This is a genomic window from Bradyrhizobium sp. 604_D8_N2_3, assembly GCF_051810765.1.
Taxonomy (GTDB): Bacteria; Pseudomonadota; Alphaproteobacteria; order Rhizobiales; family Xanthobacteraceae; genus Bradyrhizobium; species Bradyrhizobium barranii.
The window spans coordinates 5701758-5725597 of the sequence record NZ_JBPWPM010000001.1 but is presented as its reverse complement, the minus strand read 5'-3'; the positions used below and the strand labels follow the sequence as shown (position 1 = coordinate 5725597).

Below are 23840 nucleotides of genomic sequence, written 5' to 3'. Positions count from 1 at the left end.
GCGGGTTACGCTGCGCTAAGCTAACCCACCCTACGGGTCAGCCCTTCACACAATGCGCGATCAGCCTTTCCACGAAGCCTGCGCATTTCTCCAGCTCCGCCATCGCCACGAACTCGTCGGGCGTATGCGCTTGCGCGATCGCGCCGGGGCCGATCACCACCGACGGGATATCCGCCATGCTGGCGAACAGGCTCGCCTCGGTGCCGAAGGCGACCTTGGCGTGGTCGTTGCGCCCGGCGAGGCTTTTTGCCAGCGTGACGATCGCGGCATCGGCATCGGTGTCGAGCGCGGGATAATCGAGGATCTCCTCGAAATCGATGCCGCACTCGGGATGTTGCTTCTTCATCTCCGGCTCGAGCTCGGCCTTGGCCCAGGCGACGATCGCATCCGTCACCTCGCGCGACTCGGTGATGCCGATGCCGCGGCATTCGAAATCCACCGTGCAGGTATCGGGCACGATGTTCAGCGCGGCGCCGCCATGCACGATGCTGGTGAGCAGCGTCGAATGCGGAACGTCGTAGAGGCTGTCATTCGATCGCGCGGCCGCAAGCTTCACGGCACGGCGACGGATTTCGGTGATCAACTCGGCCGCGTATTCGATCGCGTTGACGCCGTCAGGCGCGATCGAGGAGTGGCGGGCGAGACCACGGAATGTCGCGCGCACGCCGTGCTTGCCCTTGTGGCCGATGATGACCTTCATCTCGGTCGGCTCGCCGATGAAGGCGCCGAGCGGCTTGATCTTCTTCTTCGCGACCTCGCGCAGCATCGGCCGCACGCCGACGCAGCCGATCTCCTCGTCATAGGAGATGGCGAGATGGATCGGCGTCGTCAGCTTCGCTTCCAGCATCTCCGGCACCATGGCGAGGCACACCGCGACAAAACCCTTCATGTCGGTGGTGCCGCGGCCGTAGAGCTTGCCGTCGCGCTCGACCAGCTTGAACGGATCGTGGCTCCAGTCCTGGCCCACGACCGGCACGACGTCTGTGTGTCCCGACAGCACGAGGCCTGGACGGTCCTCCGGTCCGATCGTGACCCAGAGCGAGGCCTTCTGGCCGGTGTCGTCGACGATGCGCTCGCCCTTGACACCGAGGAAAGCGAGATAGCTCTCGATATGGGCAATCAAGGGCAGATTGGTGCGGTCGCTGACGGTGTCGAAGCCGACGAGGTCGGCGAGGAGGTTGCGAATGCGATCGGGTCGTGAACTCGGGAAAATCGGGTTGGGCATTGTCTCGTTCATGAGATGGAGGATGGCTTCGCGGCTTGCACGAAACATACCAATGGAGTGGCGGTTCGGGCAAATCCGGTCGCGAGGGGTGCTTTAGCCGAGTGCGGAGAGATCTTTCGGCAGCATTCGCTTGAACAGCTCAAGCGTACGCCGCGCCTCCGCCGGCGGCAAGGCGATGGCGTGACGAACCGCGGCCGCGATCTGGATCATCGCCAGTTGCGAGAAGGAGGTGAGGGCGGTGGCGGGCTGTTTCGGCGCGACACGCTTGAGCGCCTCGCGTAGGAGGCCGGCGAGAAAAGCCACATCCTCCTCGTCGATCTTCTGCAAGCTTCGGTCGGCCTGCGTCGCCTGCCAGATGCGATGCATCACGGGATGTTCGCGGAACATCTGGTCATAGCCGTCGGTGATGCGGCATAGCGCAGCGTGCAGGTCGGACAGCTTCTTCATCTCGGCGAGGTCGCGCTGGACGCATTCGCGGCCGATGACATTGCACCGCTCGGCGAGCGTCCCGATCACCGTGCTCTTGTCCGGAAAATATTGATAGAGCGAGCCGAACGCGATGCCGGTGCGCTCGACGATGTCGCTCATCCGGAAGGCGTCGCTGCCTTTCTCGGTGAGGATCTCGGCCGCAGCGGTCAGGATGCGGTCGAAGCGTTCGCGGCTTCGCTCCTGCGTCGGCACCAGCGGCGTGCGTCGCGCGGCCGCGTGCGTCGTCTTGTCCGTCCTGCTTTTCCGTTCCGGCATCCTGATTCCCGCCATCCGCGCTTGACGTCAAAAATAAGAGAGTTTATCGCATTTATCAAATACGAGAGTTTATCGTATTATAGGGAGCTGCGGCATGTGGCAGGGTTTTACGACCGGACTGCTCTGGTTTTCGGCGATCGGCTGCGGCCTCATGGCCGGAATCTATTTCGCCTTCTCGACCTTCATCATGGCCGCGCTCGGCCGGCTCGATCAGGCCGCCGGCATCGCCGTGATGAACGCGATCAATGTCGACATCGTGCGCTCGCTGTTCATGCCGCTGTTTCTCGGCACGACGGTGGTGGGTGCGGCGCTGGTGGTGATGGGGACGTTGCGCGTCAGCGAGCCGGGGGCAGTGAGCATGATCGCCGGCGGCGGCCTCTACGTCATCGGCATGTTCGTGGTGACGATGGTGTTCAACGTCCCGCTCAACAACGCGCTCGCCGCGTTGCAGCCGTCCGCGCCGGAGGCTGGCGCGGTGTGGGCGGCGTATCTGAAGGACTGGACGTTCTGGAACCACGTGCGGACGGTTGCGTCGGTGGTCGCGAGCGGGTTGTTTGTCGCAGCGCTGGCTTCGTAGGCCAAATCGGCATCGTAGCCCGGATGGAGCGAAGCGAAATCCGGGGCCACTATGTCCGGGGGCGCAAACCCCGGATTACGCTTCGCTCCAGCCGGGCTACAATATCTCCAGTCTACAAGACCTTGCGTTGCCCGTCGGGCAAAACACTCAAACTCTCGGTCAATGTGTACTCGCGAAAATATTCCACTTTACCGAAATTCGGAAACGGCGTATCTGTCGCCGCAACCCGGCCCAAGGAAGAGGGGCGTATCGCGATCGTCACGAACGCGGGCCGGGCGGCGGTGGACGTGGGCCACATCGGTGCGAAAAGCTTCGCAGGGCGGGCGACCGTGAGCGAAGACCTCGCGCCAACGACAGATGTGATCGGCGTACGGCCAAATCGTGTCGTCCTGGCGCCCGGGGTCTGTGCGCCAAGTCTTGCGGTGATGTGGCAGCCCGACCGGGCATGCGCATCAGCCATCCGCAACGGCGACGGGGGCAATAGTGCAACGCTCCCCGGGGAGAGCACGACATAAGCCGTTCCAACCACTGCGCAGGGAAGGCCGGGATGCTCCGGTTGCCCTGTTACCCGCTGTGCATTGTAGCGCAAACTACTCATGGCATAGCGGACAATGGGAGCCAACCGGCTCCCGGCCTTCCCTGCGCCCTCTTTCAATTGGGGGTGAGGCGACCAAGCAAAGCTCGGGCGAAACAAGCCGCGAGGATGCGAGCCCATGCCGGTCATTCAACAACGATCTCGTGCCCCGGACGCAGCGCAGCACGAAGTGATGCGCTGCAGAGCCGGGGCCCATGCAACAGCGGTTGCCGCGGCTTTCTGGGTCCCGGCTCTGCGCTGCAACGCCAAGAGGCGTTGCAGCGCGTCCGGGACACGAGAGAGCGCGTGCTAAACCGGCTTGCCCGTATACGGCATCGACGCCGTCAAACCACCGTCAACCGGGAACGCCTGGCCGTTGACATACGATGCTTCGTCGCTGGCCAGGAACAGCCCCATCGCCGCGAGCTCGTGCGGCTGGCCGGGGCGCTTCAACGGATTGAGCTGGCCGATTTTGTCTTGGGTGCCGCGCTCCTTGGCGCGGTCGAAGATCGGTTTGGTCATGCCGGTCTCGATCAGGCCCGGACACACCGCGTTGATGCGCACGCCGGTGCCGGTGAGCGAATACGCTGTGGTCTGCACCAGGCTGATCACGCCGGCCTTGCTCGCCGCATAGGGATGTCCGCTGGCGCCGGCCTTGAGGCCCGCGACGGACGCCGTGAGCACGATCGCGCCGGATTGCTGCTTCACCATGTGCGGCATCGCATGCTTCACCGCGAGGAACGGGCCGATCAGGTTGACGCGCAGCACCTCCTGCCACTGTTCCACGGTCTGCTCGCCGAGCGGCACGAGCCCGCCGGAAACGCCGGCATTGGCCCAGATCACGTCGAGCCGGCCGTGCGTCTTCACCGCCTTGTCGATGACGGCCATGACGTCCTTTTCGGAGCCCGCATCCGCCACCATGGCTTCCGCGACACCGCCGGCCTTCTTCACCTCGTCGACGGTCTCCTTCACCGCCTCGGTGCGATCGACCGCGATCAGCTTGGCGCCTTCCCTGGTGAAGAGGAGTGCGGCGGCGCGGCCGATGCCGCTGCCGGCGCCGGTGATGATGACGGATTTGCCTTGCAGACGGCCCATGCGTTTCTCCCTTTGGTATGCTGCGCGACGCTTGCCGCGCAACGGAATTTCAAACAAGATTTCAAACGGTAAAGTGTCTTGAGACACGTTCACACCTGACGTACAGCGACATCACACGGGATGGAAGAGTTTCGATGACAGGCACAGACAAGCCCAAAGTGGTCACGACGCGGTGGTGGTGGGTCCGTCATGCGCCGGTGCGCAATGACGGCGGCAACATTTACGGCCAGAGCGATCTCGCCTGCGATACCAGCGATACCTACGTGTTCAACGCTGTTGCCAAGGTGCTGCCACGCAAGGCGGTCTGGTATTCGAGCAATCTGATGCGCACCCACCAGACCGCGGAAGCGATCTGGGCGGCCGGCTTCCCAAGGCCCGCATCGATGAAATGGGAAGCAGACCTGGCCGAACAGAATCTCGGCCGCTGGCAGGGCATGAACCGCGCCCAGTTCATCGCCAGCCGCCCCGTCGGCGCGAGCTGGTTCGCCGATATCAACGAGCCCGCGCCCGGCGGTGAAAGCTTCATGGATCTCTACAACCGCACGCGCCGCACCGTCGAGCGGATCAACAACGAGGCGGCCGGGCAGGACGTGATTGCGGTTGCGCATGGCGGCACCATCAAGGCGGCGATCGGCCTCGCACTCGACGGCCAGGTAGAGCGGGCACTCTCGTTCGACATCGACAACTGCTCGATCACGCGGCTCGATTATTTCTCAAGCCCCGAACGCTCGGTCTGGCGACTGCCGATGGTCAACCAGCAGCCGTGGATCGCTGATGACGCGCACGCCGAGATGCATCAGCTGGCGGGGCCGGAAGTCAAGAAGCTCGCCTGACGCCATTGTCCGCTCGTGCGGACGCGGCGTAAGCTTCAAGCCAATCAAAACGCACTCTGGGAGGAAACCATGACCTTGTTCGACATGAAGGGGAAAGTCGCCGTCATCACCGGCTCGACGCGCGGCATCGGGCTTGCGATCGCCGAGCGCATGGCCGAGCACGGCGCCAAGGTCGTGATCTCCTCGCGCAAGGCCGACGTCTGCGACCAGGTCGCGAAGGGCATCAACGACAAGTTCGGCAACGGCACGGCGGTTGCGATCGCTGCCAACATCTCGTCGAAGGAGAATCTGCAAAACCTCATCGACGAGAGCAACCGCGCCTTCGGCAAGATCGACGTGCTGGTCTGCAACGCCGCGTCGAACCCGTACTACGGTCCGCTCGCCGGCATCTCCGACGATCAGTTCAGGAAGATTCTCGACAACAACATCGTCGCCAACAACTGGCTGATCTCGATGGTGGTGCCGCAGATGATCGAGCGCAAGGACGGCTCGGTCATCATCGTGTCCTCGATTGGCGGCCTGAAGGGCTCGACCATCCTCGGCGCCTACGCGATCTCCAAGGCCGCCGACATGCAGCTCGCGCGCAACCTCGCCTGCGAATACGGCAAGCACAACATCCGCGTGAACTGCATCGCGCCCGGTCTGATCAAGACCGATTTTGCCAAGGCACTGTGGGACAATCCGGAGAATTTGAAGGCCTCGACCTCGCGCTCGCCGCTGCTCCGCATCGGCATCCCCGACGAGATCGCCGGCGCCGCCGTGTTCCTGGGATCGAAGGCCGGCGACTTCATGACCGGCCAGACCATGGTGATCGACGGCGGCGCGACGATTAGTTGAGCCGTTGCGTGGGAGGGAAGGGGCACCCAGCCCGCCCACACACAGCTGTCATCGCCCGCCTTGTGCGCAATTGCGCACTGGGGCGGGCGACCCAGTATCCCAGAGGCCGGCGTTAGAGAGCTCGCTTTCACCACATCCGCCGCGGCGTACTGGATGCCCCGCTTGCCGCCTACGCTAAAGCTTCGGCGGCCCTGGACCTGAGCCCCGGCGAAGCCTTGGCGTAGCCGGGTCGCGGGGCATGACGGTGAGCGCGGAGATGCAGCGCCGCATCTAACCGTCGCCGCGTCAGTCCACCGCCGCGTAAACCAGATCCCGCACCAACGTCCGCGTGTGGTCGCGCTGCCCCGGGCCCTGGCTCATGAACACCGTGAACAGATCCTCCTTCGAGTCGATCCAGAAGAACGTCCCTGCAATGCCGCTCCAGAAATACTGGCCGACGCTGCCGGGGAACGGCGCGATGCCGGCCTCGCGGCGCACGGCGAAGCCGAGGCCGAAGCCGTGGCCCGGCGACAGCAGCGTGCCGTTGGTCACAACGTGCGGCCCAAGGTGATCGGATGCCATCAGCTCCAGCGTCTTGCGGCCGATGATCCTGTTGCCGTCGAGCGTGCCGCCGTTGCGCAGCATCAGCGCGAAGCGGGCATAGTCCATCGTGGTCGAGACCAGGCCGCCGCCGCCGGACTCCATCACCGGCTGCTCGAGCATGTTGAACAGCGCGACCTTGTCGCCGGTCCAGGGATCGGCTTCGAACGGCTGAGCGAGCCGGCCGGCATTGGCTTCGCTGGTGGAGAAGGCGGTTTCAGTCATCTGCAACGGCGCGAGGATGCGCTCAGTGAGGAGGGCGCCGAGCGATTTGCCGCTGACGACCTCGATGATGTGGCCGAGGATGTCGGTGGAGCGGCTGTAGTTGAACTGGTCGCCGGGATGGCAGACCAGCGGGAAGCTTGCCACCAGCGCGGCATGCTCGGCATTGGTGATCTTGCGGCTGCGGACGCGGGACTCCTGGTAGAGCTTGTGCACGGGGCCGTCGCCCTGGTGCTCATAAGTGAGACCAGAGGTGTGGCGGAGCAGGTCCTGCACCGTCATCGGCCGCCGGGGCGGAACCAGTTCCAGCTTGCCGCCGCTGACCACGCCGACCTTCTGGTCCGCGAACTCCGGAATGAACTTGGCGACGGGATCGGCGAGCAGGAGGTGGCCATCCTCGACCAGCGCCATGATGCCGACCGACACGATCGGCTTGGTCATCGAGAAGATCCGGAAGATCGAATCAAGCGCCATCGGCGCGGCCCCCACCGGGCTCTGCTTGCCGAGCGCCTCGAACCAGCCGACCTGGCCGCGCCGGGCGACCAGCACGGTCACCCCGGGAATGGTTCCCTTGTCGATCTCGCGTTTGAAGGCGTCCGACATCGCCTGGAGGCGAGGGCGCGACAGACCCAGCGTTTCCGGCCTGGCCTCGGGCAAAGGCGGGGTTTTCGGCGTGGTGGCGGCTTGGGCGGCGGCTGTGGCAGTCATGTTCACTCCCGGGGGCACATTATTATCGGGAATGAACTGTGGCCCAGAAGGCGCGGCACAAACAAGCGAAGCCAGCGCGCTTCACCCTTGCAAACGAGCCGTCCCCTGTGCTTGAAAGCGCCCCTGATCCGCGTGGCGACGCGAGGGTCCGTAGGAGTGTAGCTCAATTGGTAGAGCACCGGTCTCCAAAACCGGGGGTCGCAGGTTCGAGCCCTGCCACTCCTGCCAGCTAATCCCAGACAATCAGAATCGACAGGCAGGACGGCGACGGGCCGACAAGCTCGGACCGTGGATCATGCGGACCGGGTAAGCCCTTGATCCGGATCGGGTCCGCTGGCCTCGGCCGCGCGTGTCCCGGCCAGCCCACACCTTGACCTTTGGCCTCATCCGCAGTATCTACCCCGCACTCGCAGCCGGCCCGTTAAACGCGGATTTCCGGCGCGGCTTTGAAATCCCCGAACAATCGAGCCCGGTTTCCCGGCTCATCCTTCGAGACAGAGGGCTGGGCCAACGGCGGCTGTTCGGATCCCTGAAATTCATTCGCGTCTGTCGACGGACGTTGGACATCAAACGATGGCAGTCAGCCCGTTCAAGTTTTTGCAGGAAGTGCGCTCGGAGACCGCCAAGGTCACCTGGCCGACCCGTCGTGAGACCACGATCACCACCATCATGGTGTTCGTGATGGTCGCCGTGGCCTCGATATTCTTCTTCGCCGCCGACCAGATCATCCGTTACCTCATCACCTTCCTTTTGGGCATTCACTGATGGCAACAGCCGCTGCAACCCAATCGACCGACAAGCGCTGGTACATCGTCCACGCCTACTCGAACTTCGAGAAGAAGGTCGCCGAATCGATCCGCGAGCAGGCCAAGCAGCGCGGGCTCGAAGAGCTGTTCGAGCTGGTGCTGGTTCCGACCGAGAAGGTCACGGAAGTGCGCCGCGGCCGCAAGATCGACGCCGAGCGCAAGTTCTTCCCGGGCTACGTGCTGGTGAAGATGAAGCTGACCGACGAGGCGTTTCATCTGATCAAGAACACCCCGAAGGTCACGGGCTTCCTCGGCGCCGAGAACAAGCCGATGCCGATCTCGGAAGCCGAGGCCATGCGCATCCTGCACCAGGTGCAGGAGGGCGTGGAACGGCCGAAGGCGTCGGTGTCGTTCGAGATTGGCGAGAACGTGCGCGTGGCCGATGGCCCGTTCGCCTCGTTCTCGGGTGTGGTCGAGGAAATCGACGAGGCGCGCTCGCGCGTGAAGGTCGCGGTGTCGATCTTCGGCCGCGCCACGCCGGTCGAACTGGAATTCGGTCAGGTCGAGAAGGTCTGATCGATTGAGGCGTGAGGCTTCGGTCTCACGCTAGCAAGAGGCCGTGGGAGGGAGAGGGCGGTTGCCAGCCGCATCCGACCCAGACCACGAACCTGAAACCGCTGGCCCTGCCGGCACAACAGGAGTGATACATGGCAAAGAAAGTGACCGGATACCTGAAGCTTCAGGTCCCGGCCGGTGCGGCGAATCCTTCGCCCCCGATCGGTCCCGCGCTTGGTCAGCGCGGTCTCAACATCATGGAGTTCTGCAAGGCGTTCAACGCCCAGACCCAGAAGGAAGAGAAGAACACCCCGATTCCCGTCGTGATCACGATCTACGCCGATCGTTCGTTCACGTTCGAGATGAAGACGCCCCCGATGTCCTTCTTCCTCAAGCAGGCCGCCAAGATCCAGTCCGGCTCGAAGGCGCCGGGCCGCGACAAGGCCGGCAAGGTGACCAAGGCGCAGGTGCGCGAGATCGCCGAGAAGAAGATGAAGGATCTCAATTGCGATTCCATCGAGTCGGCCATGAAGATGGTCGAGGGCTCTGCCCGTTCGATGGGTCTGGAAGTGGCGGGGTAAGCGGTCATGGCAATCGGAAAGCGTTTGAACAAAGCCCGCGAAGGTGTTGACCGCGAAAAGCTTTACCCGCTCGCGGACGCCATCAAGATGGTCAAGGAACGCGCCAAGGCGAAGTTCGACGAGACCATCGAGGTCGCGATCAATCTCGGCGTTGATCCGCGTCACGCCGACCAGATGGTCCGCGGCGTGGTTACCCTGCCGAACGGCACCGGCCGTACGCTCCGCGTCGGCGTGTTCGCCCGCGGTGCCAAGGCTGACGAAGCCAAGGCTGCTGGCGCCGACGTCGTCGGCGCAGAAGACCTGGTCGAGAAGGTGCAGAACGGCTCGATCGATTTCGACCGCTGCATCGCCACCCCCGACATGATGCCGCTGGTCGGCCGTCTCGGTAAGGTGCTCGGCCCGCGCGGCCTGATGCCGAACCCGAAGATCGGCACCGTGACCATGGACGTCACCGGTGCGGTGAAGGGGGCCAAGGGCGGCTCGGTCGAGTTCCGCGTCGAGAAGGCCGGCATTTTGCAGGCCGGCGTCGGCAAGGCCTCGTTCTCCGAGGAGAAGCTGGTCGAGAACATCAAGGCCCTGGCCGATGCTGTCTCGAAGGCGAAGCCGGCTGGCTCCAAGGGCACCTACATCCAGCGCGTTGCGGTGTCCTCGACGATGGGCCCCGGCGTGAAGGTCGAGCCGGGCACCATTCTCGGTTAAGGCTTGCCTCGGCTGAGGTTTGGAAATTGCATGAGGCGAGGGGCGGAATTGGGCAACCGATTCCGCCCTTCGTCGTTTGTGGCGGCGTTTACTGGAAACAAGAACAATGGCTGACAAGGTCCTGATCTATTCGCGCTTCCCCAAGACGATGATGGCGCGCTTCGCCGAGCGGTTCGAGCTGCTCGACACCGGCGGCAAGCCAGCTCGTGATGTGTTTCCGGTGGCGGAGCTCAGCGGCATCCGCGCGATGCTGACGGCCGGCGGCTCGCCGCTCGGCGCAGAGGCGATGGACCTGTTTCCAAAACTCGGCGCCATCGTCTGCTACGGAACCGGCTATGACGGCGTCGACCTCAAGGCGGCTGCCGCCCGCAACATCGCGGTCGGCCACAGCCCCGGCGCCAATGCCGCCTCGGTTGCCGACATCGCGATGACCCTGATGCTGGCAACGACGCGGCGGATCCTGGTTGCCGACCAATATGTCCGCAGCGGCGATTGGGCGTCGTCAAAGCAGTCGCCGATGATGCGCCCGCAGGCCGGCATGCCCGGCCGCCGTATCGGCGTCTACGGCATGGGCGAGATCGGCCGCAAGATCGCGGCGCGCTGCGCCGCCTTCGAGAGCGAGGTCGGCTATTTCAGCCGCAGCAAATACGATCTGCCCTATCAATATTTCCCGACGCTGGAGGCGCTGGCCGACTGGTGCAGCGTGCTGATGATCGCGGTCCGGGCAGGGGCCGAGACCCAGCACGTCGTCAACGCCGATATCCTCGGGCGACTCGGGGAGCACGGCTATGTCGTCAACATCTCCCGCGGCTCAGTGATCGACGAGAAGGCCCTGGTTGCGGCCCTGACCGACAGGACGATCGCCGGCGCCGGCCTCGACGTCTTCGAGAAGGAACCGCACGCCCCCGACGCGCTGACGGCGCTCCCCAACGTCGTGTTCGCCCCGCATATCGGCGGCCACACCCTCGAATCGCACGTCGCCATGCAGAACTGCGTGCTAGCGAACCTGACGGAGTTCTTCGCGGGCAAACCGCTGCCATATGGGGTCAAATCGGCCTGAATCGGCCCTTGTCGGGCCGCCTCAAGCCCGGCCGGCAACGGATTGGAACTGGTGTGAATTTTGCTCTTGGCAAGCGGGCTCCGAGCGGTTAAAGAACCGCTTCCGGACGTGCCGGCCTCGGCTGGCGCGTTCGTGCACGCATTCCGAAAACCCGACAAGACAGGAGATCATTCCTTTTCAGGACGTCCGTGAGGATTTGCCCGAAAAGGAAGGAAAACCCGTCGGTTGGTGGAGTGCGGGCAGGGGTCGGGCGGTTCGCCGGCTGACCTCGTCCTGTCCAAGACTGCAGGCGCCCGCGGGAAATTTCGATTTCTCAACGGCTTAATCGCATGGCCTGCATAGACGGGTGAAGACCGGATTTCACTTCGCGCCCAGCTTTAACGGCTGGCTTGCGAAACGGGTCTGGTTCGGACCTCGACACGCCGTGGGCCTTAAGGGCTCCCGGAGGGCAGGCTTTGAATTGTCGTCTCGCCCGGCGCGTGTCCTAGGGGTTTTGGCCCCGAGGTTCAGGTTTTGGGTGGGGCGATGGGTGCAACCCGGCGGTCCCGCTTCTCGCGATGACCGCCAACCGGAAAGAGCTTGCTGTGGAACGAGCGGCAAAAAAGGAAGCGGTCGAACAGCTCAATGGGGTCTTCAAGACCACGAGCGTCGCGGTCGTTGCTCAATATTCCGGCCTGACCGTTGCCCAGATGCAGAAGCTGCGTATGCAGATGAAGCAGGCTGGCGCCTCGGTGAAGGTCTCGAAGAACCGTCTCGCCAAAATTGCTCTTGAAGGCACTGACGTCGTTGCCATCGGCCCCATGCTGAAGGGACCGACCGTGATCGCCACTTCGAACGATCCGGTAGCGGCGCCGAAGGTCGCCGTCGAATTCGCCAAGACGAACGAAAAGTTCGTCATCATTGGCGGCTCGATGGGAAAGACCGTCCTGAATGTCGACAGCGTGAAGGCACTTGCCTCGCTGCCGTCGCTTGATGAACTGCGCGCCAAGATCGTCGGCCTTCTTGTGGCCCCGGCGACCAAGATCGCTCAGCTCGCCAATGCGCCCGCGGGCAAGCTCGCGCGCGTCATCCAGGCTCATGCCTCAAAGGGCGAAGCGGCCTGACGCCCTTCGCAAAACTCAAACCCGAACCAGACTTACACTCAAGGAAACTGAACAATGGCTGACTTGCAGAAGATCGTTGACGACCTCTCGAGCCTCACCGTGCTCGAAGCTGCCGAACTCGCGAAGCTCCTCGAAGAGAAGTGGGGCGTTTCGGCTGCCGCGGCTGTCGCCGTGGCCGGCCCGGCTGGTGGTGGCGCTGCCGCCGCTCCGGCCGAAGAGAAGACCGAGTTCACGGTCGTTCTCGCCGCCGCCGGCGAGAAGAAGATCGAGGTCATCAAGGAAGTCCGCGCCATCACCGGCCTGGGCCTGAAGGAAGCAAAGGATCTCGTCGAGGGCGCGCCGAAGCCTGTCAAGGAAGGCGTGAACAAGGACGAGGCCGAGAAGCTCAAGGTCCAGCTCGAGAAGGCTGGCGCGAAGGTCGAGCTCAAGTAAGCAACGCTTACTGGCGCGAGATCCCGGGCGAGCATCAGCGAAGCCCGGGGTCTCGGACCACCCATCTAAGGGGTGGGCAATATGCAAAAGGCGTGCGACGGAACATCCCGACGCAGGCCGAACACGAAAAAGTGTTGGGATTTGAAGGTTAACCCCTCGAATCTCGACTATTGTCGCCCCATATCGGTTCGACAGCACGAAAGCGCGGTGGGCAGGGATGCCGGATTCCCTGTAAGCCGTTGGGAGAGCAGGCTATTTCGGGCTTTTGCAGTCCGTGAAGACAATCGTTGTGACGGGCGGGCGTGCCTATGCGCCCCGCGCGTCGTTTTGCGTTTTGAAGGTCTGAAGAACAGATTCAGGACATGACGGTCTGAATCTGGATTTTTGGTCCCCAAAGCGGGTTCGAAAAATTCAACCCGGGGAGCGGTGGCAACCGCGTCCTGGACGGCGCGCCCGGAGCGGGCGACGAAATGAGAGGCCACGATGGCGCAGCAGACATTCACCGGTCGCAAACGCGTTCGCAAGTTCTTCGGACACATCAAGGAAGTCGCCGAGATGCCGAACCTCATCGAGGTTCAGAAGGCGTCCTATGACCAGTTCCTGATGGTCGACGAACCCGTGGGCGGGCGTCTCGACGAGGGCCTGCAGGCGGTGTTCCGCTCGGTGTTCCCGATCTCCGACTTCTCGGGCACCTCGATGCTGGAATTCGTCCGCTACGAGTTCGAGCAGCCGAAATACGACGTCGACGAGTGCCGCCAGCGCGGCATGACCTTCGCGGCCCCCCTCAAGGTGACGCTGCGCCTCATCGTGTTCGATATCGACGAGGAAACCGGCGCGAAGTCGGTGAAGGACATCAAGGAGCAGGACGTCTACATGGGCGACATCCCGCTCATGACGATGAACGGCACCTTCATCGTCAACGGCACCGAGCGCGTCATCGTCTCGCAGATGCACCGTTCGCCCGGCGTGTTCTTCGACCACGACAAGGGCAAGACCCATTCGTCGGGCAAGCTGCTGTTCGCCGCCCGCGTCATCCCGTATCGCGGCTCCTGGCTCGACATCGAGTTCGACGCCAAGGACATCGTCTATGCGCGTATCGACCGTCGCCGCAAGATTCCGGTGACGTCGCTGATGTTCGCGCTTGGCCTCGACGGCGAGGCGATCCTGTCCACGTTCTACAAGAAGATTCTCTACAAGCGGACCAAGGAAGGCTGGCGCGTTCCGTTCGACGCCAACCGTTTCCGCGGCTACTCGACCATCAACGACCTGATCGACGCCGACACCGGCAAGGTCGTGCTCGAGGCCGGCAAGAAGCTCACGGTGCGCGGTGCGCGTCAGATGCAGGAGAAGGGCCTGAAGGCGCTGCGGCTGTCCGATGAGGAGCTCGTCGGCAACTATCTCGCCGAGGACCTCGTCAACCCGAAGACGGGCGAGATCCACGCGGAAGCCGGTGAAGAGATCACCGACAAGTCGATGAAGGCCCTCAACGAGCAGGGCTACAAGGAACTGCCGCTGCTCGACATCGACCACGTCAATGTCGGCGCCTACATCCGCAACACGCTCTCGGCCGACAAGAACATGACGCGTGAGGACGCGCTGTTCGACATCTACCGCGTGATGCGTCCGGGCGAGCCGCCGACGCTGGATTCGGCGCAGGCGATGTTCCAGTCGCTGTTCTTCGACGCCGAGCGCTACGACCTGTCCGCGGTCGGCCGCGTCAAGATGAACATGCGCCTCGACCTCGATGCGCCCGACACCCAGCGTACGCTGCGTAAGGAAGACATCCTCTCCGTCATCAAGACGCTGGTGGATTTGCGCGACGGCAAGGGCGAGATCGACGACATCGACCATCTCGGCAACCGCCGCGTGCGCTCGGTCGGCGAGCTCATGGAGAACCAGTACCGCATCGGCCTGCTGCGCATGGAGCGCGCGATCAAGGAGCGCATGTCCTCGGTCGACATCGACACGGTCATGCCGCAGGACCTGATCAACGCGAAGCCGGCGGCTGCCGCCGTGCGCGAGTTCTTCGGCTCCTCGCAGCTCTCGCAGTTCATGGACCAGACCAACCCGCTGTCGGAGATCACCCACAAGCGCCGCCTCTCGGCGCTTGGACCGGGCGGTCTGACCCGCGAGCGCGCCGGCTTCGAGGTGCGCGACGTGCATCCGACGCATTACGGCCGCATCTGCCCGATCGAGACGCCGGAAGGTCCGAACATCGGCCTGATCAACTCGCTCGCGACCTTCGCGCGCGTGAACAAGTACGGCTTCGTCGAGACGCCGTACCGCAAGGTCAAGGACGGTCGCGTCACCGACGAGGTCGTGTACCTCTCGGCGATGGAAGAGGGCCGCTACACGGTCGCGCAGGCCAACGTGCCGCTCGACCCGAAGGGCCGCTTCACCGAGGATCTCGTGGTCTGCCGTCACGCCGGCGAAGTCTTGCCGGTGACGCCGGACAAGGTCGACTACATGGACGTGTCGCCGAAGCAGCTCGTTTCGGTCGCCGCGGCGCTGATCCCGTTCCTCGAGAACGACGACGCCAACCGCGCGCTGATGGGCTCGAACATGCAGCGCCAGGCGGTGCCGCTGGTTCGCGCCGAGGCGCCGTTCGTCGGCACTGGCATGGAAGGCGTGGTTGCGCGTGACTCGGGTGCCGCGATCGCGGCGCGCCGTTCGGGCGTGATCGACCAGATCGACGCGACCCGCGTCGTCATCCGCGCCACGGAAGATCTCGATCCGACCAAGTCGGGCGTCGATATCTACCGTCTGATGAAGTACCAGCGCTCCAACCAGTCGACCTGCATCAACCAGCGTCCGCTGGTGAAGGTCGGCGACATCGTCAAGAAGGGCGACATCATCGCCGACGGTCCGTCGACCGATCTCGGTGAGCTCGCGCTTGGCCGCAACGTGCTGGTCGCGTTCATGCCGTGGAACGGCTACAACTTCGAAGACTCGATCCTGCTCTCCGAGCGGATCGTGAAGGAAGACGTCTTCACCTCGATCCACATCGAGGAGTTCGAGGTGATGGCCCGCGACACCAAGCTCGGGCCTGAGGAAATCACCCGCGACATTCCGAACGTCTCGGAAGAAGCGCTGAAGAACCTCGACGAAGCCGGTATCGTCTACATCGGCGCGGAAGTGCGCGCCGGCGACATCCTGGTCGGCAAGATCACGCCGAAGGGCGAAAGCCCGATGACGCCGGAAGAAAAGCTTCTGCGCGCCATCTTCGGCGAAAAGGCCTCCGACGTTCGCGACACCTCGCTGCGCGTTCCTCCGGGCGTGCAGGGCACGATCGTGGAAGTGCGCGTGTTCAACCGTCACGGCGTCGACAAGGACGAGCGTGCGCTGGCGATCGAGCGGGAAGAGATCGAGCGTCTGGCCAAGGACCGTGACGACGAGCAGGCGATCCTGGACCGCAACGTCTACAACCGTCTTGCCGAGCTCCTCGAGGGACGGCAGGGCATTGCGGGCCCGAAGGGCTTCAAGAAGGACACCAAGATCACCCGTGCGGTGCTCGAGGAGTACCCGAAGTCGCAGTGGTGGCTGTTCGCGTCGCCGAACGACAAGCTGATGGCCGAGATCGAGGCCATGCGGAAGCAGTACGACGAGTCGAAGAAGGGGCTGGAACAGCGCTTCCTCGACAAGGTCGAGAAGCTTCAGCGCGGTGACGAATTGCCGCCCGGCGTGATGAAGATGGTCAAGGTCTTCGTCGCGGTGAAGCGCAAGATCCAGCCCGGCGACAAGATGGCCGGCCGCCACGGCAACAAGGGCGTGGTGTCGAAGATCGTGCCGATCGAGGACATGCCGTTCCTCGAAGACGGTACGCATGCCGACATCGTGCTCAATCCGCTCGGCGTGCCCTCGCGCATGAACGTCGGACAGATCCTCGAGACCCATCTCGGCTGGGCTTGCGCCGGCCTCGGCAAGCGTATCGGCCAGACGGTCGATGCCTATCTGTCGAAGCAGGACATCAAGCCGCTGAAGGAAACCTTGAAGAAGGTCTACGGCGAGGACGAGACGATCAAGTCGCTCAACGACAACGAGTTGATCGAGCTCGGCCACAATCTGAGCCGCGGCGTGCCGATCGCGACGCCGGTGTTCGACGGCGCCAAGGAAGCCGACATCGAGGAGATGCTGAAGCTTGCCGGTCTCGACGCTTCGGGTCAGTCGACCGTCTATGACGGCCGTACCGGCGATGCCTTCGATCGCAAGGTGACGGTGGGCTACATCTACATGCTCAAGCTGCACCATCTCGTGGACGACAAGATCCACGCGCGTTCGATCGGTCCGTACTCGCTCGTTACCCAGCAGCCGCTGGGCGGCAAGGCGCAGTTCGGTGGCCAGCGCTTCGGCGAAATGGAGGTGTGGGCGCTCGAGGCTTACGGCGCGGCGTACACGCTCCAGGAGATGCTGACGGTGAAGTCGGACGACGTCGCCGGCCGTACCAAGGTGTACGAGGCGATCGTCCGCGGCGACGACACGTTCGAGGCCGGTATTCCGGAATCGTTCAACGTGCTGGTCAAGGAAATGCGCTCGCTCGGCCTCAACGTCGACCTGCACAACTCCAAGGTGGGACCGGCGCCGACGTCGGAAGCAGCCGAGTAATACGACCTTTCATGCCCGGCCTTCACGGCCGGGCATCGGCGCCCCTCCCGAGGCCTTGAGGGCAGGGCGCCCCGATTGAGTGATTTTCGAATTTGCGGCCGTAGGCGACCGGCACGCGAGGAGAAGACGATGAACCAAGAAATTATGAATCTCTTCAACCCGACGACTCCGGCTCAGGTCTTCGACCAGATCCGGATTTCGATCGCGTCTCCTGAGAAGATTCTGTCCTGGTCCTACGGCGAGATCAAGAAGCCGGAGACCATCAACTACCGTACCTTCAAGCCCGAGCGCGACGGCCTGTTCTGCGCCCGCATCTTCGGGCCGATCAAGGACTACGAGTGCTTGTGCGGCAAGTACAAGCGCATGAAGTACAAGGGCATCATCTGCGAGAAGTGCTCGGTCGAGGTCACGCTGTCGCGCGTCCGGCGCGAGCGCATGGGCCATATCGAGCTCGCAGCCCCCGTCGCCCACATCTGGTTCCTGAAGTCGCTGCCCTCGCGCATCGGCCTTCTGCTGGACATGACGCTGAAGGATCTCGAGCGGATCCTCTACTTCGAATATTACGTCGTGCTCGAGCCGGGCCTCACCGCGCTCAAGGACCGTCAGCTCTTGTCGGAAGACGAGTATCTGAAGGCGCAGGACGAGTACGGCCAGGATTCCTTCACCGCCATGATCGGCGCGGAAGCGATCCGCGAGCTGCTCAAGGGCATGGACCTCGAGAAGCTCGAAGCCACCTTGCGCCTCGAGATGCAGGAGACCGACTCCGACATCAAGCACAAGAAGCTCGCCAAGCGCCTGAAGATCGTGGAAGCGTTCCGCCACTCCGGCAACAAGCCGGAATGGATGATCATGACCGTGGTTCCGGTGATTCCGCCGGACCTGCGTCCGCTGGTGCCGCTCGACGGCGGCCGCTTCGCGACCTCGGACCTCAACGACCTCTACCGCCGCGTCATCAACCGCAACAACCGCTTGAAGCGGCTGATGGAGCTGCGTGCGCCGGACATCATCATCCGCAACGAGAAGCGCATGCTTCAGGAAGCGGTCGATGCGCTGTTCGACAACGGCCGCCGCGGCCGCGTCATCACGGGTGCCAACAAGCGCCCGCTGAAGTCGCTCGCCGACATGCTCAAGGGCAAGCAGGGCCGCTTCCGTCAGAACCTGCTCGGCAAGCGCGTCGACTATTCGGGCCGTTCGGTGATCGTGGTCGGTCCCGAACTGCGCCTGCATCAGTGCGGCCTGCCGAAGAAGATGGCGCTCGAGCTGTTCAAGCCGTTCATCTACTCGCGGCTTGACGCCAAGGGCCTGTCCACCACCGTGAAGCAGGCGAAGAAGCTGGTCGAGAAGGAGCGGCCCGAGGTCTGGGACATCCTGGACGAGGTCATCCGCGAGCATCCGGTGCTGCTCAACCGCGCACCGACGCTGCATCGTCTCGGCATTCAGGCGTTCGAGCCCGTGCTGATCGAGGGCAAGGCGATCCAGCTGCATCCGCTGGTCTGCGCCGCGTTCAACGCCGACTTCGACGGCGACCAGATGGCCGTGCACGTTCCGCTGTCGCTCGAGGCGCAGCTGGAAGCGCGCGTCCTGATGATGTCGACCAACAACATCCTGCATCCGGCGAACGGCCAGCCGATCATCGTGCCGTCGCAGGACATCGTGCTCGGTCTCTACTACGTCTCGATCATGCGTGAAGGCCTGCCCGGCGAGGGCAAGATCTTCGGCGACATGGCCGAGCTCGAGCACGCGCTGCACGCGAAGGTCATCCACCTCCACACCAAGATCAAGTATCGGTGGCAGGGCATGGACGAGACCGGCAAGGTCTCGACGCGCTGGATCGAGACCACCGCGGGCCGCGTCATGCTCGGCAATCTGCTGCCGAAGAACCCGCGGATTTCGTACGAGATCATCAACAAGCTGATGACCAAGCGCGAAATCTCGGGCGTGATCGACCAGGTCTACCGTCACTGCGGCCAGAAGGAGACTGTGATCTTCTGCGACCGCATCATGGCGCTCGGCTTCTACAACGCGTTCAAGGCCGGCATCTCGTTCGGCAAGGACGACATGGTCGTGCCGCACTCCAAGTGGAAGATCGTCGACACCACCCGTACGCTGGCGAAGGATTTCGAGCAGCAGTACAACGACGGTCTGATCACCCATGGCGAGAAGTACAACAAGGTCGTCGACGCCTGGTCGAAGGCCACGGAAGAAATCGCCAAGGCGATGATGAAGGAGATCTCCTCGACCAAGAAGACGGCGAGCGGGGCGGATGCCGACATCAACTCGATCTACATGATGGCTCACTCCGGTGCCCGCGGTTCGCCGGCCCAGATGCGCCAGCTCGCCGGCATGCGCGGCCTGATGGCCAAGCCGTCGGGTGAGATCATCGAGACGCCGATCATCTCGAACTTCAAGGAAGGTCTCTCGGTGCTCGAGTACTTCAACTCGACCCACGGCGCCCGTAAGGGCCTCGCGGACACCGCGTTGAAGACCGCGAACTCGGGCTACCTGACCCGTCGTCTCGTCGACGTGGCGCAGGACTGCATCATCACGCAGAACGACTGCGGCACCAAGCTCGGCATCAAGATGCGCGCCATCGTCGATGCCGGCACCGTGGTTGCCTCGCTCGGCTCGCGCATCCTCGGCCGTACGGCCTGCGAAGACGTGCGTGACAGCTCGGGCAAGGTGATCATCAAGCGCGGTACGCTGATGGAAGAAAGCCATCTGGATGCCATCCACCAGGGTGGCGTGCAGGAGGTGAAGATCCGCTCGGCACTGACCTGCGAGCTCGTCAACGGCATCTGCGGCATGTGCTACGGCCGCGACCTCGCCCGCGGCACGCCGGTCAACCACGGTGAAGCCGTCGGCGTCATCGCGGCGCAGTCGATCGGCGAGCCCGGCACCCAGCTGACCATGCGCACCTTCCACATCGGTGGTGCGGCGCAGCTCAACGAGCAGTCGTTCGTCGAATCCAACTTCGACGGCAAGATCGTGATCCGGAACAAGGCCATCGCCCGCAACAGCGAAGGTCACCTGGTCGCGATGGTCCGCAACATGGTGATCGCGATCGTCGATGCCGACGGCACCGAGCGTGCGACGCACCGTATCCAGTACGGTTCGCGCCTGCACGTCGACGAGGGCGACACCGTCAAGCGCGGCCAGCGCATCGTCGAGTGGGATCCCTACACTCGTCCGCTGCTCACCGAAGTCGAAGGTACCATCGGCTTCGAGGATCTGGTCGAGGGGCAGTCGATCTCGGAAACGCTCGACGAGGCCACCGGCATCGCCAAGCGCGTGGTCATCGACTGGCGCTCGACCCGCGGCGGCGCGGACCTCCGTCCGGCCATCGTGGTCAAGGGCAAGGACGGCAAGGTGCTCAAGCTCGCCCGTGGCGGCGATGCCCGCTACATGCTGTCGGTCGATGCCATTCTCTCGGTCGACGTCGGAGCCAAGGTCAATACGGGCGACATCCTCGCCCGTGTCTCGACCGAAAGCGCCAAGACGCGTGACATCACCGGCGGTCTGCCGCGGGTGGCGGAACTGTTCGAGGCACGGCGTCCGAAGGATGCGGCGATCATCGCCGAAATCTCGGGCACCATCCGGTTCGGACGCGACTACAAGAACAAGCGTCGCATCTCGATCGAGCCGATGGACAAGACCGACGAGGCACGCGAGTACCTGATCCCGAAGGGCAAGCACATCCACCTTCAGGACGGCGACGTCGTCGAAAAGGGCGACTTCATCGTCGAAGGCAACCCGGCGCCGCACGACATCCTGGCGGTCAAGGGCATCGAGGAACTCGCGGCCTATCTGGTCAACGAGATCCAGGAGGTCTACCGGCTCCAGGGCGTGCTCATCAACGACAAGCACATCGAGGTGATCGTCCGTCAGATGCTCCAGAAGGTGGAAGTCACCGACCAGGGCGACACGGACATGATCTCCGGCGAGCAGGTCGACAAGATCGAGTTCGACGCGCTCAACGAGAAGGCGAAGGAAGAGGGCAAGAAGATCGCTACGGGAACGCCGGTTCTGCTCGGCATCACCAAGGCGAGCCTTCAGACCCGCTCCTTCTTCTCGGCGGCCTCGTTCCAGGAGACCACCCGCGTCCTCACGGAAGCGGCGGTCAACGGCAAGGTCGATCCGCTCGAGGGCCTCAAGGAGAACGTCATCGTCGGCCGGCTGATCCCGGCGGGCACCGGCGCCTCCATGGCCAAGATCCGCGAAGTCGCGATGAAGCGCGACAAGCTGATCCTGGACGAGCGCGAGAAGCAGGCGGCCGTCGTGTCGCCCGCGCCGGAAGCGGAGCTTCCTGCGCTGCCTCCTGCGGAATAATCGTTCATCCGTAGGAATACCGAGGACAATGAAAAGGCCGGCGCAAGCCGGCCTTTTTGCTGCTTTGTTTGCCTGTTGCGGTGCAGGATCAACCTTTGTTCATCTTTCCTTCAGGCGCAAAAGCGCTTCTGCTAAGGGAAGTTAGACCGGTGGTCCCGTGACGGGGGCAGGGCCGGAGACCACGGAACTCATATGCTTGATCTCGCAATCGTAGGCGGCGGCCCCGGCGGGCTGATGAGCGCCTGGTACTTGAAGCGTAAGCTCGGCGACCTCTGCCGCATCACCATCTACGAGGCCTCCGACCGGCTCGGCGGCAAGATCGTCACGCGCAAATTCGATTCCGCGCCGGCGATGTACGAGGCCGGCGTTGCCGAGATCTACGACTACTCGATGACCGGTCCCGATCCGCTGCGCGAGCTGATCCAGCATTTCGGACTTCAGACCATTCCGATGGACGCCGAGCAGGTGCAGTTCGGCGGCGAGCTCCTCAACGACGTCGCAGGCATGCGCCGCAAATACGGCGCCAAGACTGCGGCTGCGATCGAGGCGTTCCGGAACCGCTGCGCCGAGGCGATGACGCCGATCGAATATTACGAGGGCGTCGGCGCGCACGACAACGAGAATCCCTGGGCCTACAAGACCGCCGAGCAGGTGCTCGACGAGGAGGTCGAGGACGAAACCGCAAAGCGTTTCTTCAAGGTGATGGCGCGCTCCGACATCGCGACCGAAAGCCACAACACCAACGGGCTCAACGCGCTCAAGAACTACCTGATGGACGTCGACGGCTATATCGGCCTCTATTCCATCCAGAACGGCAACGAGCAGCTGATCGAGTGCCTGCAGTCGGAGGTCAACGCCGACGTCCAGCTCAATCACCGCGTGCTCACCGTCGGCAAGGCGCCGACCGGCCGCTACCAGCTCAAGATGATGAACGGCAAGGGGCCGGAGACGCGCGACTTCGACCTCGTGCTGGTCTGCCTGCCGCATTCGTGGCTCGCGACGATGGGCTGGGAAGGCGAGCAGCTCCGCAAGTCGATGGTCAAGCACGTCTCGTATTTCGATCGTCCCGCGCACTATCTGCGCGTCTCGATCCTGTTCGACACACCGTTCTGGGGCGAGAAGATTTCCGGCGCCTGGTTCATGTCGGAAGCCTTCGGCGGCTGCTGCGTCTACAACGAGGGCGCGCGTCATGACGTCGGCAAGCACGGCGTGCTGAACTGGCTGATTCCCGGCTCCGACGCGCTGGCCTTCGCCAATTTGTCGGATCAGGAGCTGATCGACGCCGCACTGAAATCGCTGCCCGCCTCGCTCGGCGATGCGCGTTCGCATTTCGTGGAAGGCAAGATCCACCGCTGGCTGTCGTCGGTGAACGCCATCCCCGGCGGTCTGCCCGTGCGCGACGTCATGACCAATCACCGGCCGGAGCCGAAGGAGCATCCCGGCATCGTGGTGGTCGGCGATTATCTGTTCGACTCCACGCTGAACGGTCTGCTCGACTCCTCGGACGCGGCGACCGACATCATCCTGACCGAGATGATGCGCCTGCGCCGCGAGCGCGGACAGGAGGAGGGCGAGCCGGTCTCGGACAAGATCGACCGCGACTATTTCGAGAACTATCGCGGCCTCGGTCCCTACAGCGAAGCTTGGCGCCACTTCACCGATCCCGATTATCTCACCAAGCTGATCGGCATCGTCTGGGGCAAGGCCAAGGGCGCCAAGCTGCTGGTCGCGGGCTCGGCCAGCGGCGAACTGGTGGGCGCGCTGCGCGATCGCGGCATCGATGCCTTCGGCATCGAGAACAACCGCGCCATCCACGCCAGGACGCCGAAGGCGCTGAAGAAGTACAACAAGCTCGGCTCGATCACCGACATGCCGTTCAAGGATGGCGCCTTCGACTTCGTGTTCGAGACCAGCCTCTGCCATGTTTCCCCGAAGCAGGTGGTCCGCGCGATCCGCGAACTGAACCGCGTGGTCAAGACCGGCCTCGTGTTCGGCTCGATCACCTCGGACATGGCTTCGGTGGTGATCGACCGCTACGACCTGCTGCGCGGCGTCAAGAAGCTCGGCACCTGGTGGGAATGGTCCGAGCTGTTCTTCGGCAACGGCTTCGACCTGTCGATGCACCGCAAGGACTGCACCGATGCGCTCTGGGAGGCGACGCTTGCCGCCAACAAGGGCCCGGGCCAGTGGTACGCCGACGCCGACAGCCTGCGTTATTCCTTCTTCGACAAGGTCGAGGGTGAGGACGACGACTAGAGACAGGATCGGACCGGCGTAGCCAATTGCTTTGCCGAATTCGTCATGATCGCATAGAATCGGTGCGATAGCGGTTGCCGCTATTT

Annotated in this window: 17 protein-coding genes and 1 tRNA gene; 14 read left to right on the top strand and 4 right to left on the bottom strand. The window is 63.5% G+C overall.

What is annotated here, in order from left to right; translation table 11 throughout:
- Positions 1 to 37 precede the first annotated feature (37 nt).
- Together argE and AB7245_RS27350 are read right to left on the bottom strand one after the other, a co-directional pair.
- Positions 38 to 1225 (bottom strand): acetylornithine deacetylase, encoded by a 1188-nt coding sequence (gene argE, locus AB7245_RS27355; protein WP_085405573.1) that lies wholly within the window; start codon positions 1223 to 1225, stop codon positions 38 to 40.
- A 93-nt stretch (positions 1226 to 1318) separates the two neighbouring features.
- A complete protein-coding gene (locus tag AB7245_RS27350; RefSeq protein WP_085405574.1) occupies positions 1319 to 1969 on the bottom strand; it encodes a TetR/AcrR family transcriptional regulator in 651 nt (216 codons plus the stop codon).
- Positions 1970 to 2063: 94 nt separating this feature from the next.
- Here AB7245_RS27350 and AB7245_RS27345 point away from each other — a divergent pair, with 94 nt between their 5' ends.
- Entirely contained in the window at positions 2064 to 2546 is a 483-nt protein-coding gene (locus AB7245_RS27345; RefSeq protein WP_085405404.1) for an anthrone oxygenase family protein, read from the top strand.
- An 883-nt stretch (positions 2547 to 3429) separates the two neighbouring features.
- On the opposite strand, the gene AB7245_RS27340 is transcribed toward AB7245_RS27345, so the two are convergent.
- Entirely contained in the window at positions 3430 to 4215 is a 786-nt protein-coding gene (locus AB7245_RS27340; RefSeq protein ID WP_028152877.1) for an SDR family NAD(P)-dependent oxidoreductase, read from the bottom strand.
- A gap of 134 nt (positions 4216 to 4349) precedes the next feature.
- Here AB7245_RS27340 and AB7245_RS27335 point away from each other — a divergent pair, with 134 nt between their 5' ends.
- Positions 4350 to 5048 (top strand): histidine phosphatase family protein, encoded by a 699-nt coding sequence (locus tag AB7245_RS27335; RefSeq protein ID WP_085405405.1) that lies wholly within the window; start codon positions 4350 to 4352, stop codon positions 5046 to 5048.
- Positions 5049 to 5117: 69 nt separating this feature from the next.
- Complete coding sequence (locus AB7245_RS27330) at positions 5118 to 5885, top strand: SDR family NAD(P)-dependent oxidoreductase (RefSeq protein WP_063982568.1); 768 nt, start codon at positions 5118 to 5120, stop codon at positions 5883 to 5885.
- A gap of 285 nt (positions 5886 to 6170) precedes the next feature.
- Here the strand turns inward: AB7245_RS27330 and AB7245_RS27325 are convergent, their stop codons facing one another.
- Entirely contained in the window at positions 6171 to 7394 is a 1224-nt protein-coding gene (locus AB7245_RS27325; protein ID WP_085405406.1) for a serine hydrolase domain-containing protein, read from the bottom strand.
- Positions 7395 to 7546: 152 nt separating this feature from the next.
- Here AB7245_RS27325 and AB7245_RS27320 point away from each other — a divergent pair.
- The 11 genes from AB7245_RS27320 (at position 7547) to AB7245_RS27270 (ending at position 23754) form a co-directional block, all read left to right on the top strand.
- Positions 7547 to 7622, top strand: a tRNA-Trp gene (locus AB7245_RS27320).
- Between the two features lie 345 nt (positions 7623 to 7967).
- The gene (secE, locus tag AB7245_RS27315) at positions 7968 to 8159 is read left to right on the top strand and encodes a preprotein translocase subunit SecE (RefSeq protein WP_007611620.1); all 192 of its coding nucleotides are present in this window, start codon (positions 7968 to 7970) and stop codon (positions 8157 to 8159) included.
- Positions 8159 to 8716: a transcription termination/antitermination protein NusG gene (gene nusG, locus AB7245_RS27310; protein WP_063982569.1), complete on the top strand. Its 558-nt coding sequence runs from the start codon at positions 8159 to 8161 to the stop codon at positions 8714 to 8716. The genes secE and nusG overlap by 1 nt, the downstream gene beginning before the upstream one ends.
- A gap of 131 nt (positions 8717 to 8847) precedes the next feature.
- A complete protein-coding gene (rplK, locus tag AB7245_RS27305) occupies positions 8848 to 9276 on the top strand; it encodes a 50S ribosomal protein L11 (RefSeq protein WP_006611824.1) in 429 nt (142 codons plus the stop codon).
- Positions 9277 to 9282: 6 nt separating this feature from the next.
- On the top strand, positions 9283 to 9975 hold the full coding sequence (gene rplA, locus AB7245_RS27300) for a 50S ribosomal protein L1 (protein ID WP_014494487.1): 693 nt from the start codon (positions 9283 to 9285) through the stop codon (positions 9973 to 9975).
- 106 nt (positions 9976 to 10081) lie between these two features.
- Positions 10082 to 11035, top strand: a complete 954-nt coding sequence (locus tag AB7245_RS27295) for a 2-hydroxyacid dehydrogenase (RefSeq protein ID WP_085405451.1) — start codon at positions 10082 to 10084, stop codon at positions 11033 to 11035.
- 584 nt (positions 11036 to 11619) lie between these two features.
- The gene (gene rplJ / locus AB7245_RS27290) at positions 11620 to 12138 is read left to right on the top strand and encodes a 50S ribosomal protein L10 (RefSeq protein ID WP_063986291.1); all 519 of its coding nucleotides are present in this window, start codon (positions 11620 to 11622) and stop codon (positions 12136 to 12138) included.
- 54 nt (positions 12139 to 12192) lie between these two features.
- Positions 12193 to 12570, top strand: a complete 378-nt coding sequence (rplL, locus tag AB7245_RS27285) for a 50S ribosomal protein L7/L12 (protein ID WP_063982571.1) — start codon at positions 12193 to 12195, stop codon at positions 12568 to 12570.
- 483 nt (positions 12571 to 13053) lie between these two features.
- Positions 13054 to 17172, top strand: a complete 4119-nt coding sequence (rpoB, locus tag AB7245_RS27280; RefSeq protein WP_085405453.1) for a DNA-directed RNA polymerase subunit beta — start codon at positions 13054 to 13056, stop codon at positions 17170 to 17172.
- Between the two features lie 129 nt (positions 17173 to 17301).
- Positions 17302 to 21498, top strand: a complete 4197-nt coding sequence (rpoC, locus tag AB7245_RS27275; protein WP_071912831.1) for a DNA-directed RNA polymerase subunit beta' — start codon at positions 17302 to 17304, stop codon at positions 21496 to 21498.
- Between the two features lie 192 nt (positions 21499 to 21690).
- A complete protein-coding gene (locus AB7245_RS27270; protein ID WP_085405454.1) occupies positions 21691 to 23754 on the top strand; it encodes an FAD-dependent oxidoreductase in 2064 nt (687 codons plus the stop codon).
- Positions 23755 to 23840 lie beyond the last annotated feature (86 nt).